Origin of the sequence: Pseudarthrobacter cellobiosi, assembly GCF_023913755.1 — a bacterium.
GTDB classification, from domain to species: domain Bacteria; phylum Actinomycetota; class Actinomycetes; order Actinomycetales; family Micrococcaceae; genus Arthrobacter; species Arthrobacter cellobiosi.
In genome coordinates this window covers 1-14,658 of sequence record NZ_JAMXBJ010000048.1, presented here as the reverse complement: position 1 = coordinate 14,658, position 14,658 = coordinate 1, and the positions used below count along the sequence as shown (strand labels likewise).

Sequence of the window (14,658 nt, the reverse complement as noted above, 5' to 3'; positions counted from 1 at the left end):
ACAAGAACCGCTATTGGCGGGTATGTAGTTGTGCGCCGTATGGTGATGGTCACATCATCGAAGTCGAACCATCCCACTGAGAGATCCACCCATGACTGCTCCCTCTTCATCCTCCACGGCCCGCGCCCCGGCCACCGGACCTAGCCCGTCAAGCCCCCGGAAAGGTCGTTGCCGCCGCATTCATTGGTACGGCCCTGGAGTGGTATGACTTCTTCTTGTTCGGCACCACGGCCGCCATAGTCTTCGCCCCGTTGTTCTTTCCCAGCAGCGATCCTGTGGCCTCCACGGTTGCTGCATTCCTGAGCTTCAGTGCAGCTTTTATTGCCCGGCCAATCGGCGCGATCATCTTCGGCCACGTCGGTGACAAGTACGCCGGCGAGGCGCACTCGTCGCCGCCGTGATGCTGATGGGCGCGGCGTCCACGCTCATGGGAATGCTGCCCACGTACGCAACGGCCGGCGTCGTCGCTCCTATCTTGCTGACACTGCTCCGGGCGGTCCAAGGCGTTGCCACGGGCGGCGAATGGGGCGGCGCTACTCTGATGGCCATTGAGTACGCCCCCGCCAAACGCCGCGGCTTGTACGCCGCACTCGTGCAGCTCGGCTCACCGGTCGGCACGCTGCTCTCCACGGGCGCAATCACCCTGGTTGCCCTCTTGCCTAAGGAAGACTTCATGGCGTGGGGATGGCGGCTGCCATTCATTGCATCAATCCTCCTGGTAGCTGTGGCACTCTGGCTCCGCTGGAACGTGGAGGAAACTCCGGAGTTCCAAAAACTCAAGGCAAGCGAGGGAACCAAGAAGGCCCCATTTATCGAATTGTTCCGCAAGTTCAAAGGACGGCTGGCCATAGGCGTCTGCACCTACCTGGTGGGCAATGCCGGTTTCTTCATCCTGACCACGTTCATGATCAGCTACGTGACCCGCGTGCTCGGCCTGCCATCCTCGGTCATCCTCACAGCCATGACCATCGGAGCCGTCGCCCAGATGGTTGTCACCGTCGCCGCCGGACGCCTCGCCGATAGATTCGGGCCCGCGCGGGTCGGAATCATCGGGTACTCCATTTTCCTGGCCCTAGCATTCCCCATCTTCTGGCTCGTGGATACCAAAGAGCCCGGACTGATCATCCTTGCCATGGTGCTGGCCTTCGGCCCCTGCGCCATCACCTACGCCATCATCGGCGCCCTCATCGATCGGCTCTTTCCGGCAGAGGTCAAGTACACGAGCATGGGGCTCTCGGCCAATCTGTCCGCCGTCATTGCCGGGTTCATGCCTGCACTGGCAACAGTCTTCCTGTCACTCTCCGGGAACGCTTCCTGGGGACCGGCCACGCTCCTGGTAGTCATCGGCCTGATCTCGCTCGGCGGTGCCATCGCGACGTCCAAAGTGCCCGCCAGCCGCACGTAGCCCTCACGGCAGATTTATACCCTTTCCGAAGCACCCCCGCAGCCCTGCTGCGGGGGTGCTTTCGTCCAGCGGCTGACCATGGGCTGCTTACCAGCGGGGTGCGACGGTGCTTCTTTACCGCTCTTGCCTATAGCGGATGACCCCGCCGGTGACCGTCATGCGGGCCTTCGTTTCCCTGATTTCAGCGGGGGTCGCGGCGAAGATGTCGGTGTCCAGCACGGCAAAGTCGGCCAGCATCCCGGGAGCCAGCGCGCCCTTCGAGTTCTCCTCCCCGGAGGCGTAGGCAGGGGCGACACAATAGCTATGGAGGGCCTCGGCCAGGGTGATTCGTTCCCGGGGTTCCCAGCCGCCGTCGGGCTTTCCCTCGCCGTTTGTCCTGGTCAAGGCGGCGTGGAGCCCATGGAACGGGTTGGGGAGTTCAACGGGGGAGTCCGAGCCGAAGGCGACGGTTGCCCCGGCATCCAGCAGGCTTCGCCAGGCGTAGGACGCCAGGCCGCGGCCCTCAACCATTCCCAGAATGGGGAGGTCGCTGGGGCAGTGCTGTGGCTGCATGGACGCCACGACACCAAGGGCCGCCATCCGCGGAACATCCGCAGGCTGCATGAACTGGGCGTGTTCAATCCGATGCCTCAGGCTGTGCCGTGCGGTAATGCCCCGGATCTCGGTCAGGGCATTGAGCACCAAGTGATTGGCGCGGTCTCCGATGGCGTGGACGGCGACGGCGATACCTGCCGTGGCAGCCCGGGTTGCCAGCTCCAGCAGCTCAGGGTACGCCGTTACCTCCATGCCGTGGCTGGTACCGCCCGGAAACGGCTCGCTCATGTGGCAGGTGTGGGAGCCGGCTGCCCCATCAGCGAAAATCTTCACCGCACCGTGGCGGATCCAGCTGTCGCCCTGCCCGGTCCGGAGCCCAGCGTCGATGCAGTCCTCCAGGTCGTCCTGGGCCAGCAGTTTGTGTACGCGCAGGGCGAGCGTGCCTTCGTCGCGGAGCTGCGTGTAGGCCGACAGAGCGTCAGCTCCATCGATGTCGTGCACTCCCGTCACGCCCAGAGACAGCAGGTATCGCTGGGTTTCCCGCAGTTGTTCCGTCAGATTTCCCGAGACCCCCGAAGCCGCGAGTTTCCGGACCGGATACACCGCACTTTCCCGCAGGATCCCCGTGGCCTCTCCGTGCGCGTCCCGGACGATCTCGCCGCCGGCGGGAGCCGGCGTCGTGCGGGTGATTCCGAGCGTCTGGAGCGCCTGGCTGTTGGCCCATACCGTGTGGCCGTCGGCGCTGGTCAGCGCCACGGGATTGCGCGGGCAGGCAGCGTCCAGGGCTGTGCGGTCCGGCTGCACGGGACGCTTCCATTTGTTGAAGTCCCACCACCCGCCGAAAATCCACTCACCTTCCTGGTAGCGCGGCAGTACGGCGCGGACGCCCGCCAGCGCTTCCTCCAGGCTTCCGGCCTGTCGGAGGTCCACTTCCTGCCTGGAACGGGCCAGGCTCGCCGTGTGGATGTGGGCATCCGTCACCCCGGGTATGACCACTGAGTTTTCCAGGTTGACGACGGCGGTACCGGAGGGTGCATGGGCGTGAAGCTCCGGGGCTGACCCTGCGGCCACAATGATGCCTTGGTCCACCAGAAGTGCACCGGCCCGGGGCTGCTGCGGATTGAGGGTATGGATATCGGCGTTGGTGAAGAGGGTGGGGGTCACCGAATCAGGGTACGGGCGGCGCGTTGGAAATGCCGCCCCGGTCCAGCAACAAACGGGTCACAGAGTCCGCCGTAGGCGCGGGACTGCGCCACTGCGGAGTGTCCAGGCCCGGGTGGTGGCCAGTAAATCCGAGTATTCAAAGCCAAAGCGCGCTTTTTGCATGCCAAAGAGGCATGGAGAATCAACAAAATGAGTCTTAGACGTTCTGGGATATGGATCACATACTCGATCAGCAGGTGTTCGCGTTATTCCCTCGCCGCCCTGCATTCGTACCGGACCAATCGAAGGACCATTCGTGAAACAGAATCACCAGTCAACGGCAGGCAACTTCGCCCGCCGAGGCCGCGGTCTCGTCCCCTTGGCTGCCGCGGCTGCGGTCATCGCCGTCGTCACTACAGGCTGCACCACTGGCGGAGCCAGCGGGGGAGCCACCGCGGCCGGGAAGGTCTCCACGGACACCATCCGCACCGTCCTGAACGCGGACCCCACCTCGTTCGCGCCCGTCGAGGTCCGCAACGCCGATGACTACATGGCAAACCGCCTCCTGTTCTCCACGCTGGTACGCCGCGATGAGAACAACCAGATCGTCTCCGATCTGGCCACGAAGTGGGATGTGACCCCCACGGAGGGCACGTTCACCATCCGCAGCGGCGCCGCATGCTCGGACGGGACCCCCATCACGGCCGGCGTGGTGGCGGAATCGCTCAAGCTGTTCGCCTCCCCGGGCAGCAAGTCGAGCTTCCGTCCCCTCGTTTTGGGTGAGGGCCCTGCTACCGTCACCTCCGACGACGCCGCCAATACCGTCACGGTCAAGCTCGCCCAGCCGTGGACCGATCTGCTGCAGGGTATGAGCCTGCACGCCACCGGTATCGTCTGCCCTGCTGGCCTCAAAGACCCCAAGGCCTTGACTGCCGGCGACGTTGCCGGCGCGTTTTCCGGCCCGTACACACTGACCAAGAAGCAGCACGGCGTCGGATACACCTTCACGCTCCGGGATGACTACAAGACATGGCCGGCCTACGAAACCAAGATCGAAGGCACTCCCGCCAAGACGATCGAGGCCAGTGTTAACGCCAACGCCAGCGCCGTCTCAAATGAGCTCCTGACCGGTACGAAGGACATCGCCAACATCCGGGGCAAGGACAGTACCCGGTTTGATGGCAACAAAGACTTCAGCACCAAGACCGTCCCGCAGGGCAGCCTGTACATGATGTTCAACGAGCGTCCCGGCCACCCCTTCGCTGACCCTGCCCTTCGCAAGGCGGTGGCCCAGGCCTTGAACGTGACCGCATTCAACCAGGCCGCGTCCGGCGGTCTGGGCGAAATCTATTCCTCCTTCGCCCACCCGGGCGTACCCTGCTCCAATAAGGACACCTCACTACTCATCACACCGGACCCGGCAGCTGCCCAAAAGGCTCTCACCGGCATCAAGATCCGTATGGTCGGCGCTCAAGTCTTCGGCCCCAACGGCGCCGCCAACACCTATGTCGCCGAAGCCCTCCGGGCCGCCGGCGCCGACATCGAACTGCGCAACGTGGACCTCGCCACGTGGAGCACGGACCTGACCCAGAAGCTCGACACATGGGACATCACCGTCATGGGCGGTATCAACGCCGGCGGCACCATGTTCGGCGCGTTGTCCCCGGTCATCGGCACGCCCGTGGAAAAGGGCGGCCTCAACTGGGGCGGCCTGGAGAATCAGCCCGTCCTTGATCTGGTAGCAAAGGCCACGACCCAGACCGACCCCACCGAACGCTGCGGCACCTACCAGGAAGCCCAGAAGATCATGATCGGCGAAGCCCACGTGATTCCGATGGCCAGCCTTCCCTCACAGATCACCACCAGGTCCGGCTTCGCCATGCACACGATGAATGGCCAGCCGGACGAGAGCACCATGCGGATCACGAAGTAAAGAAAAAAGGTTATGACTTCTTCAATCGCTGTTGAAGCTTCCCGCACTCCCGGCGTTGGTGCCGGGGGTGCGGGGGGCCGCTTTCTCCTCCACCCGTGGGCCGGGTTCCTGGTGCGCCGGCTTGGTGGGCTGGTGCTCTCGTTTGTGGTGCTTGTGATCGTGACATTCCTGATCGTGCCGCTGATCCCGGGGGATCCTGCCGTGATTGCCGCCGGTGACGGCGCCAGCGCTGAACAGGTCGCCAACGTCAGGGCCGAGCTGGGCCTGGACCTGCCGGTCTTCAGTCAGTTCTTCAACTATGTTTCGGGTGTCCTGCGCCTGGATATGGGTTCCTCGTTCGTGTCCGGTGAGAGCGTTGCCACCCTGATCTTCACGCGGTTCCCGTTCACCGCGGAGATCGCCCTGCTGGCCATCGTCCTGGTGCTGCTTTTGTCGGTGCCGTTGGGGATGAGCGTGGCGATCCTGACCCGGGGCGGGCGGAACAAGTGGCTGGATAACGCGTTCAACTTTTTGACCAGCCTGATCTACTCGGTCCCGCAGTATGTCGTCGCGACGTTGCTCGTGGTGGTTTTTGCCGTGACGCTGCGCTGGCTTCCGGCCGCGGGCGCGGCGACCCTGGACTCGCTGGTGCTGCCCACGGCGGCGCTGATGCTGGGCCCGGTCTGCGTGATTTCGCGGATCGTGCGGCGGGAAACGGCGGTGGTCCTGGACAAGGACTACATCCGCACGGCCCGCGGCTGGCGGCTGGGTGCGCTACGGACCAACGCACGCTATGTCCTGCCGAACCTGGTCACCACCACGTTGACACTCTCGGGGCTGATCCTGGCCGCCCAACTGGGCGGCGCCGTGGTCATTGAAACCGTGTTCGCCTGGCCCGGACTGGGGCAGGGGATCGTGAACGCCATCCTGCAGCGCGACTACCCGGTGATCCGGGGCATCATCCTGGTCCTCGGTCTTCTCGCGACCCTCATCATCATCCTGGTGGACTTGATCCTGGCCATCATCGACCCGCGCAACCTCGGAGGAACCTCAAGTGATGTCTAGGTTTAGGAGTAAGGAGTTCTGGACTCCGGCCATGATCACCGGCGCCGGTCTGCTCACGGCCCTGGTCCTGATTGCCATCATCGCCCCGCTGACCATGCGCCAGGCGGCCGAACAGCTGACCCCCAACGCCGCCCTCGGGCCGAGCGCTGAGCATTGGCTGGGTACCGATGACTTCGGCCGGGACCTCCTGGCCCGCGCCCTGGTCGCTACTCGGCTGACCCTGCTCATGACCACCGGCGCCGCCGCCATATCGGTCATCTCCGGGGTGGTCATCGGCCTGGCCATCTGGCTCTCGGGCCGCCGCGTCCGCGAAATCGCATTGCGCGTCCTGGAAACCGCCGTCGCATACCCGTCCCTGATCTTCGCCCTCGTGATCGCCGCCGTGCTGGAACCAGGAGTGTCCTCGGCTGTCATCGCGATCGGTATCGCCGGGATCCCCGGATTCGCCCGGATCACCGCCAACCTGGCCTCCTCGGTGTCCAACAGCGACTATGTCGTGACCGCCCGCCTGCTCGGCGTCAGCCCGGTCCGGATCGCGGCCCGGCACATGCTGCCTAACATGGCAGAGCCGCTGCTGATCCTCTCAGCCACCGTCTTCGCCCTGTCCCTGGTGGAGATCTCCGCGCTGTCCTTCATCGGCCTGGGCGTCCAGTCCCCGGAGTACGACTTCGGCCGGCTCCTCAACGACAGCCTCGGCGCGCTCTATACCCAACCGGTCGAGGCCGTCGGTCCCTCCGTCATGATCGCCCTGACCGGGCTCTCGGTCATGCTGATCGGAGACGCCCTGGCAGCCCACGCCGACCCGAGGGCCAAGCGCACCTTCTTCCGCCGCGTCCTGGCGCGCAACCGCACCGTCACCGTCCCGGACACCGACACCGCCCTTGTGCGGGTTGAGAACCTGCGCATCAGCATCCCCGGCCAGAACCAGCTCGTCAAAGGCCTATCGTTCTCGATCAACCCGGGCGAGGTAGTGGCCCTGGTCGGCGAATCAGGATCGGGCAAATCCCTCACGGCCATGGCCATCGCGGGCCTGCCCTCCGAGGACCTCGTCGTGGAAGCGGACCTCTTGCGGGTGGACAACATGAACATGCTCGCCGCGCCCAACCCCTCACGCCTGGCCAAGGAAATCAGCATCATCTACCAGGACCCGGGCACCACATTCAACCCGTCCCTGCGGATGGGCTCTCAACTGACCGAGGTCCTGCGCACCCACCTGGGCATGGGCGGGGCCAAGGCCCGGAAGGTGATTACCGAGGCCTTGGCCAGCGTGAACATCACCGAACCGGCGAATCGCCTCCGTCAGCATCCGCACGAGCTTTCCGGCGGCATGCGCCAGCGGGCCATGATCGCCGCCTCCATCGTGACCTCGCCCAAACTGATCGTCGCCGACGAGCCAACCACGGCACTGGACGTCACGGTCCAGGCCGAGGTTCTGCGTCAGTTCCGGCGGATCCACCGCGAACAGGGCACCGCGATGTTGTTCATCTCCCATGACCTCGCCGTGGTCCAGGCCGTCTGCGACACCATTCTGGTGATGAAATCCGGGGAAATCGTCGAGCGGCTCACTTCCGCGCAGCTGGCAGCCCGCGACGTCCACCACCCATATACCAAGGCGCTGCTGGCCGCGATTCCCACCCTGGATCTCGGTCCCGTAGCCTACACCGCAGGAGTTGGCACCCCATGAACGCGCACCCCCAGGCCCTCATCCACAGCGCCGGCACCCCCGGCAACGGCACGGACGTCCCCGCGGCCGCGTCCGTGATCAACCTCAACGTCAGCTTCGGCGCCGCCCACATACTCAAGGACGTCACCATGAGTGTCCCAGCCGGGACCGTGGTCGGACTCGTCGGCGAGTCCGGGTCCGGCAAATCCACCCTTGGCAAGACCCTGGTCGGAATTAATACACCCGCCAGCGGCGAAGTGCGGATCGGGGCTGAAGACTTCACAAAAATGCACGGCAAACGCCGCCAGCAGATGCGCCGCGAAGTCCAATACATCCCGCAGGACCCCTACTCCTCACTCAGCCCGCGCCGCACCACCGGACAAACCCTCGCCGAAGCCCTGGACCCTGTCGGCGCCAATCCCACAGAACACCGGGAGGTCATCGCAGCCGCGCTGGCACGGGTCAAACTCGATCCGTCCGCTGCCGAGAAATACCCCCATGAGTTCTCCGGCGGCCAACGGCAGCGCATCGCTATCGCCCGGGCCTTGATGCTTGAACCCAAACTTGTCATCGCAGACGAAATCACCTCAGCCCTGGACGTCTCTGTCCAGGCGGAGATCATCAAACTGCTCCAAAGCATGCGCGGGACCGTGGACTCGGCCATGCTGTTCATCTCGCACAACCTCGCCGTCGTCCAGCAGGTCTGCGACCAGGTTGTGGTCATGTACCAGGGCCGCATCGTCGAAGAAGGCCCCGTCGACTCTGTCTACCGCAACCCCCAACATGACTACACCCGCAAACTCCTAGCCTCCGTCCCCGGCTCACCCACCTTCACCCTCGACTAGAAGGACTCCACCCAAGGTCAGAGACGATATCGCCGTTGGGGGCCATGCTGGAACGGCCCCCAACGGTAGCGCTCACCGACGAGAACGGTGAGCGCTCGGTCTTGCCCGTCAATGCCTACGGTGGTTCTACTTACCCTGAGCAGACCAGTCATCGTCCACACTTGGTTTGAATGGGCCATTAGGCGCCACCCGTTCCCGGTGGCGCTCGGGGGCACCGACCATCCCGCGCGTGCCCGGGGCCGTACGTGAATTCGCCGGAGATTCCGCTCTCCATGCCGGGACGGTATGGTTCTGCTGCGATATAGGTCATGGACGGCAAGTCTTGGAGCTCACATACTCGAAGGAAGCCTTCCACTTAATGTGGATCACCGGTTCATTCGAAGGGAACACCGCGTGTCCGTCACCAAAATTCTTGAAGACGCCCATGAGCTGCACGGCGACATCGTTCAACTGCGCCACGATCTCCACCGCCACCCCGAACTCGGACTGGACCTGCCCCGCACTCAGGAGAAAGTCCTCACGGCACTGGCGGACCTGCCGCTGGAGATCACGCTCGGCAAAGGCCTCACGTCCGTGGGCGCCGTCCTCCGCGGCACTGCACCGACAAATCCGATAAACGGTACCCGGCCCACTGTCCTGCTGCGCGCGGATATGGACGCCTTGCCGCTCCAGGAGGAAACCGGCGTCGAGTACAGCTCGACAGTTGCCAACCGCATGCATGCCTGCGGCCATGACCTGCACACCTCGATGCTCGCCGGCGCGGCGCGCCTGCTCTCGGAACGGCGCCATCAGCTGGCCGGCGACGTCGTTTTCATGTTCCAACCCGCCGAGGAACAGCTCGCCGGCGCCCCGATGATGATTGAGGAAGGCATCCTGGAGCTGTCCGGCCGACAGGCCGACGCCGCCTACGGCCTGCACGTCTTCAGCGCCGGCGGCAACACCGGCCGCTTCGAAACCAAACCCGGCATCATGATGTCCGCCGCGGACGCCCTATTTGTTAAGGTCATCGGCCGCGGAGGTCACGGCTCAGCACCACACCAAGCCCAGGACCCGGTCCCGGTCATGGCAGAAATGATCCTCGGCCTCCAGCACATGGTCACACGCCAGTTCAACGCCCACGACCCGGTGGTCGTATCAGTCGGCATGGTCAAAGCCGGCGAGGCCATCAACGTCATCCCCGATACAGCCGAATTCGGGGCGAGCCTCCGAATGTACTCCGACGGCGCCAGGACCAAGATGCAGTCAGCCATTCCGCGGCTGCTAAAAGGCATCGCCTCCGCACATGGTCTTGAGGTCGACATCAACTACCACGTCGGCGGGCGGGTCACCGTGACGGACGAAGAACACACAGCCTTCGCCACTGAACAAATCACCGAACTCTTCGGCGCCGGGCGACACCACCGCCTTGCCGCACCGCTGGGCGGGTCCGAAGACTTTGCCGACGTACTCGCCCGGGTGCCGGGCAGCTTCATCTGTCTGGACGCCACCCCAATTGGCGGCGGCCCCGAGGCAGCCTTCAACCACTCGCCCCGTGCCGCATTCGATGACAGCGTCCTGGTCGACGGAACCGCCCTCTACACCCAACTGGCAGTGGCCCGGCTGGCCCAGTTCGCCGGCGTCTAACCGATGCCTCCACATGCTTTACCAAACCAAGGAACGTCCGACATGACCGAAACAGCACCCACCACAGCCCCCCGAGCGGGCAGTGGAGGAACCCCCGACACCGCAACCACCTCCCCCAAAGCAAGCAAGGCACAACGCCAAACTCTTTTCGCCACAGGCATGGGCAACGCCTTGGAGTGGTACGACTGGGGGATCTACTCGGCATTCGCCATCTACTTCGCCACCGAGGTCTTCAATCCGAAGGACCCGCTCGCTGCCTTGCTCGGAGCCATGGCTGTGTTTGCGGTCGGATTCGTCGCACGCCCGGTTGGCGGATTCCTCTTCGGCTGGATGGCAGACCGACTCGGCCGCCGTGCCTCGATGATCTCCACCGTGGGTCTGGCATCATTCGGTTCCCTCATGATCGCGCTCGTTCCAACGTACAGCTCCGCCGGTGTCTGGGCCGCCGTCGTGCTGCTCACAGCCCGACTGCTACAGGGACTGGCCCACGGCGGTGAAATGCCGTCCGCCCAGACCTATGTTGCAGAGTCCGCGCCCGCGTCCCGCCGCGGCCTCTGGTCCTCACTGATCTACGTCTCCGGCACCTCAGGTGTCGTAATCGGACTGCTGTTCGGCCTGCTGCTGAACACCCTGCTCAGCAAAGGCGATATGCAGGCGTGGGGCTGGCGGATCCCATTCATCGTCGGCGCCTTGTTGGGCCTGTACACCCTGATAGCCCGTTCAAAGATGAAGGAAACCGAGGCGTTCACCGCCGCGAAGGCGACAGCCCGCCAGCCGATGTGGCCGGAAATCCGCAGGAACTGGCGCTCCGCCCTCCGCGTGATCGGCCTCGGCGTCGGCGGGACCGTCTGCTACTACGTCTGGTCGGTCAGCGCCGTGCAGCAGGCTGTCATTATCCACAAAATGGACCAGGGAACAGCACTAATGGCCAGCGTGCTGAGCAACGTCGTGCTGATCATCTCCCTACCGTTCTGGGGCAAGTTCTCCGACCGTTTCGGCCGCCGACTCAACCTAATGATCGGCACCGGCATGCCCATCATCCTCTTCCCGCTCCTGGTAAACACCGTGGGCCAGAGCTTCTGGTCCCTCTTTCTGCCAGCTACCGTCATCCTGGTCTTCATGGGTGCGACACTGTCCATATCGCCGGCGGTGTTCGCCGAACTGTTCCCCACGCGGATCCGCACAGTGGGCGTGGCAGTGCCTTACGCGGTCGCCGTCGCCGTCTTCGGCGGAACAGCCCCGTACCTCCAAAACTGGGCCAATGCATCGTTCGGTCCGGTTGCATTCACCATCTACGTCATGATTCTATTGGCAATCTCCACGCTGGTGGCATGGAAACTTCCAGAAACACGGGCCAAAAACCTCAACGAATAGGGTGGCTGCGAGACGTACTCAAACTAGCGCTGGACGTCACGTTTGTCTCGTGGCCTGCGGGCCCCGGCCGCGAGGCAGGAACAGCGTTCCACTCTGGACTCTGGCCCGGCAGCGCATTGAGCCGGTGCCGTGGCGGTCCTGCCGTGACGATCGGGATGGGGCTAACTCGTCCGGTACAGGTCCTGCTTGGGAAAGACGAGAAGGAGTAACACCGTCAAAAATAACCTTCCGAGCTCCGACTTCACGTATCTCCGTATCCGCAGGATCGTATCGGTCAATGCAGCCGGCGTCAGTAGCGCCCTTGTGGGACCGACAGGTACATCGGAATCCAACTCGCGGCCAGGAAGATTCCGGGCACTGAGCGCCGTAAACCCAACGTCTACGGCGCCCTAGTCGATGATGCTCCGGGAGACCCACAACAAAACGTGCCTCCTCCACCCCATGCCGTCCGGGCATGAAAGCTGTCCAAATTTGGTCTTGGACAGTATTCTGCCGTCTCGGCGACACTGGGAGGATACTCATGGCTGAAAGGAATCCCATGTCCGTATCAGTGGTATCTTCCGCAGGCGCTGCCCCCACAGCGGCAACCTCCGGAACCGGTGTCCATGCCTCACCACAGCTCCTCGCGCAGCGCACGCTCACCACGCGCCCGTCAGAGGTCCGCAAAGTGTTCAGGGCCGCCCAGCGCCCGGGAATGATCTCCTTCGCCAACGGAGCGCCCTACCTCGGCGCGCTGCCGTTCGAACGCATTGCCTCTGATGCCCAGCGGATTCTGCTTGAGAGCGGGGAGCGTTCATTCCAGTACGGCTCCAGCGACGGCATTCCCGAACTGCGCGCACACATCGTCGAGCTCATGAAACTCGAAGGCATTACGGCCCGGCCGGACCAGATCATCGTGACCTCTGGAAGCCAGCAGGCGTTAGACATCTCCGCCCGCGTGATACTGAATCCCGGCGACGTAATCTTTGCCGAAGCACCCTCGTACGCTGGCGGCATGGCCGTCTTCACCAGCTACGAAGCCGAAATCGTACACGTGCCCATGGACGCCGACGGGCTGATTCCCCAAGAGCTGGAACGGCTCATTGGTGAAGTCCGGGCCGCGGGCAAGACGGCCAAAGGACTGTACACGATCCCTAACTTTCAGAATCCGGGAGGGGTGAATCTCGCGGCGGAACGCCGCCAGCAGGTGGGAGAACTGTGCCGCAACAATGGGCTTTTGATCTTCGAGGACAATCCCTACGGGATGCTTGGTTTCGACGGGCAAACCATGCGGGCAATCCAACCTGAATTTGAAGACATCACCCTGTACTTCGGCTCCTTCTCCAAGATGATCGCTCCGGGTTTGCGTGTGGGCTGGGTTCTGCCACCGGCTGCGCTGTATAACCACATGCTCAACGCCAGCGAGACCTCCCAGCTCAACCCCTCGGTGTTCTCCCAGCAGCTCATCAGCGCCTATCTGGATGATCCGACCTGGCCGGACAAACTGGCAGAATACCGGGGGATTTATCGCGAGAAGTTCAATGCGCTGGTGGAAACGCTGGGACAGGTCATGCCGGAGGGCACCACCTGGAACCGGCCCACTGGCGGCTTCTACCTGTGGGTGAAGCTCCCTAAGGGGATCGACGCTGAAGCCCTTGTCTACGAATGCATCGAACGCGGCGTCGTGTACGTTCCCGGCACCGCGTTCTACACGGACGGCACCGGCCACAGCGAACTGCGGATGTCCTTCTGCCTGCCCTCAATAGACGATATCCACAAGGGCGCCACCATCCTAGGAGAAGTGTTCCGAGATGCAGCAGCGATGGCTGTCACCCGATAAATGCCGAATACGCCCGTGCTTTGAAGGCCGATCACGGACGTTTCGCAGCCTGAGGTGGGGAGAGGCGCCAAAGGCACATCTTTCCTTGAGAGTTCGGCTAGCGCGGCTTGTATATGTCGGATCGGTGTTCAATGTGGTGGACGTACAGGATGTGGTCTCCACGTCGAGGATGAACAGCACGCGATAGTCGACCCGCCCTGCCGTCAGCAGACCGAGCAGCTTGTTCGTGAGGGGTTTGCTCGGCCGATGGGGATTGTCGGCCAGCGGGCCGGTGTCGAATTCAACGAGCGCTGCTGCCGCCTTCTCGGGAAGCCGGCCGAAACCTTTCAGGCCGGACTCGTGACCTCAATCTTCCACGTATCGATGTTGGGTAATTCGGTGCCGGTCAACGTGGCTGCAGCGCGAATTCACGGCGCAGCTCAGCGCCGCTGGTCGTGTTGCCTTCGGCGATGTCCCGGCGCCGCCTGCTCCGGTTCTTCGCGGATGCCGGGCGGGACAGCAAGTGGATTGTTTCCTGGAGTGATTCGAGGTCGTCCGCGGACATCGGCACCGCTGACGGGCGCCCGTGCCGGGTGACCTGAGTAATCTCGTGGGGCATGTCTGCTTCCTCCACGAGGGCGTACAGCTTGTCCTTGGGTTCGCTGAGCGTTACGTTTTCGTGCCTCAAACGTTAGCCGGAGACTTGGCCACGACCTAGCCTAACTATTAGCCGATAATTGATCTTTCGTCACCACGGAGAAGCCCACGTGACACCTGTTTTTAAGAGTGGGAATGTGGCAAAAAGAAAGTGTGGACAATGTCCACACTTCGCGCCTCGGACTGCTTCGTACTCGGGGCGGATCGGGCCGGATTCCGCATGTTTCCGCGGGAGCCCAGTGTTTGGAAGGGCTGGAATGCAGTTCGAGTCCCACCTCGGGCACGCATTCCCCCTCGTCAGAGGGGTTTTGCTTTAATGTGAGCAGATTGACCCTCCTCGGGTCCCTCTGACTCTGGCCGCGGGCGGTGCCTGGCGCTGCGGTGGCCTATGAGGTTATGTGGGTGGCGGGGTTCAGGTCGCTGGCTCGTGCGCCCTCCGCCTGCTGGGATCTGGGGCCATTCGGGCGTCCTTTCTGGCTTGGTCTGGTGGCCGTGGTTGGCCTTCACCTATTCATGTCCCGGCGTTGTCGTAAGGACATGACTAGGTGCGTGGGTCAGAAATGACAGGCCCTAATTCTTAAAACGCCGACAGAATAACCATGTCCTGGTAGGGGCGGCTGGGAGAATCGTGGGCATGGT

The 14,658-nt window shown here is 63.4% G+C and carries 11 protein-coding genes; 9 read left to right on the top strand and 2 right to left on the bottom strand.

Annotation, left to right across the window (positions count from 1 at the left end; translation table 11 throughout):
• Window positions 1-215 precede the first annotated feature (215 nt).
• The gene (locus NG696_RS14585) at window positions 216-401 is read left to right on the top strand and encodes a hypothetical protein (protein WP_252575987.1); all 186 of its coding nucleotides are present in this window, start codon (window positions 216-218) and stop codon (window positions 399-401) included.
• Complete coding sequence (locus NG696_RS14580; protein WP_252576118.1) at window positions 401-1,405, top strand: MFS transporter; 1,005 nt, start codon at window positions 401-403, stop codon at window positions 1,403-1,405. Before NG696_RS14585 ends, NG696_RS14580 begins: the two co-directional genes overlap by 1 nt.
• A 114-nt stretch (window positions 1,406-1,519) precedes the next feature.
• On the opposite strand, the gene NG696_RS14575 is transcribed toward NG696_RS14580, so the two are convergent.
• On the bottom strand, window positions 1,520-3,103 hold the full coding sequence (locus NG696_RS14575; RefSeq protein WP_252575985.1) for an amidohydrolase: 1,584 nt from the start codon (window positions 3,101-3,103) through the stop codon (window positions 1,520-1,522).
• Between the two features lie 295 nt (window positions 3,104-3,398).
• Between NG696_RS14575 and NG696_RS14570 the strand changes: the two genes are divergently transcribed.
• The 7 genes from NG696_RS14570 (at window position 3,399) to NG696_RS14540 (ending at window position 13,383) form a co-directional block, all read left to right on the top strand.
• A complete protein-coding gene (locus tag NG696_RS14570; protein WP_252575984.1) occupies window positions 3,399-5,015 on the top strand; it encodes an ABC transporter substrate-binding protein in 1,617 nt (538 codons plus the stop codon).
• 12 nt (window positions 5,016-5,027) lie between these two features.
• Window positions 5,028-6,059, top strand: coding sequence for an ABC transporter permease (locus tag NG696_RS14565; RefSeq protein WP_252575983.1), 1,032 nt, complete (start codon window positions 5,028-5,030; stop codon window positions 6,057-6,059).
• Complete coding sequence (locus tag NG696_RS14560; protein WP_252575981.1) at window positions 6,052-7,743, top strand: dipeptide/oligopeptide/nickel ABC transporter permease/ATP-binding protein; 1,692 nt, start codon at window positions 6,052-6,054, stop codon at window positions 7,741-7,743. Before NG696_RS14565 ends, NG696_RS14560 begins: the two co-directional genes overlap by 8 nt.
• The gene (locus NG696_RS14555; protein ID WP_252575979.1) at window positions 7,740-8,567 is read left to right on the top strand and encodes an ABC transporter ATP-binding protein; all 828 of its coding nucleotides are present in this window, start codon (window positions 7,740-7,742) and stop codon (window positions 8,565-8,567) included. The genes NG696_RS14560 and NG696_RS14555 overlap by 4 nt, the downstream gene beginning before the upstream one ends.
• A 393-nt stretch (window positions 8,568-8,960) precedes the next feature.
• A complete protein-coding gene (locus NG696_RS14550) occupies window positions 8,961-10,190 on the top strand; it encodes a M20 metallopeptidase family protein (RefSeq protein WP_252575977.1) in 1,230 nt (409 codons plus the stop codon).
• Between the two features lie 42 nt (window positions 10,191-10,232).
• Window positions 10,233-11,564 (top strand): MFS transporter, encoded by a 1,332-nt coding sequence (locus NG696_RS14545; protein ID WP_252575975.1) that lies wholly within the window; start codon window positions 10,233-10,235, stop codon window positions 11,562-11,564.
• Window positions 11,565-12,258: 694 nt separating this feature from the next.
• Window positions 12,259-13,383 carry an aminotransferase-like domain-containing protein gene (locus tag NG696_RS14540; RefSeq protein ID WP_252575973.1) on the top strand — a complete coding sequence of 375 codons (1,125 nt, stop codon included), beginning with the start codon at window positions 12,259-12,261 and terminating at the stop codon, window positions 13,381-13,383.
• A 385-nt stretch (window positions 13,384-13,768) separates the two neighbouring features.
• On the opposite strand, the gene NG696_RS14535 is transcribed toward NG696_RS14540, so the two are convergent.
• Window positions 13,769-14,050 (bottom strand): type II toxin-antitoxin system Phd/YefM family antitoxin, encoded by a 282-nt coding sequence (locus tag NG696_RS14535; protein ID WP_252575971.1) that lies wholly within the window; start codon window positions 14,048-14,050, stop codon window positions 13,769-13,771.
• Window positions 14,051-14,658 lie beyond the last annotated feature (608 nt).

Excerpts from the sequence above, each read along its gene's own strand:
- NG696_RS14580 (WP_252576118.1), top strand. The coding sequence starts at position 401 with ATGCTGATGGGCGCGGCGTCCACGCTCATGGGAATGCTGCCCACGTAC.
- NG696_RS14565 (WP_252575983.1), top strand. The coding sequence starts at position 5,028 with ATGACTTCTTCAATCGCTGTTGAAGCTTCCCGCACTCCCGGCGTTGGT.
- NG696_RS14560 (WP_252575981.1), top strand. The coding sequence starts at position 6,052 with ATGTCTAGGTTTAGGAGTAAGGAGTTCTGGACTCCGGCCATGATCACC.
- NG696_RS14555 (WP_252575979.1), top strand. The coding sequence starts at position 7,740 with ATGAACGCGCACCCCCAGGCCCTCATCCACAGCGCCGGCACCCCCGGC.
- NG696_RS14545 (WP_252575975.1), top strand. The coding sequence starts at position 10,233 with ATGACCGAAACAGCACCCACCACAGCCCCCCGAGCGGGCAGTGGAGGA.
- NG696_RS14540 (WP_252575973.1), top strand. The coding sequence starts at position 12,259 with ATGATCTCCTTCGCCAACGGAGCGCCCTACCTCGGCGCGCTGCCGTTC.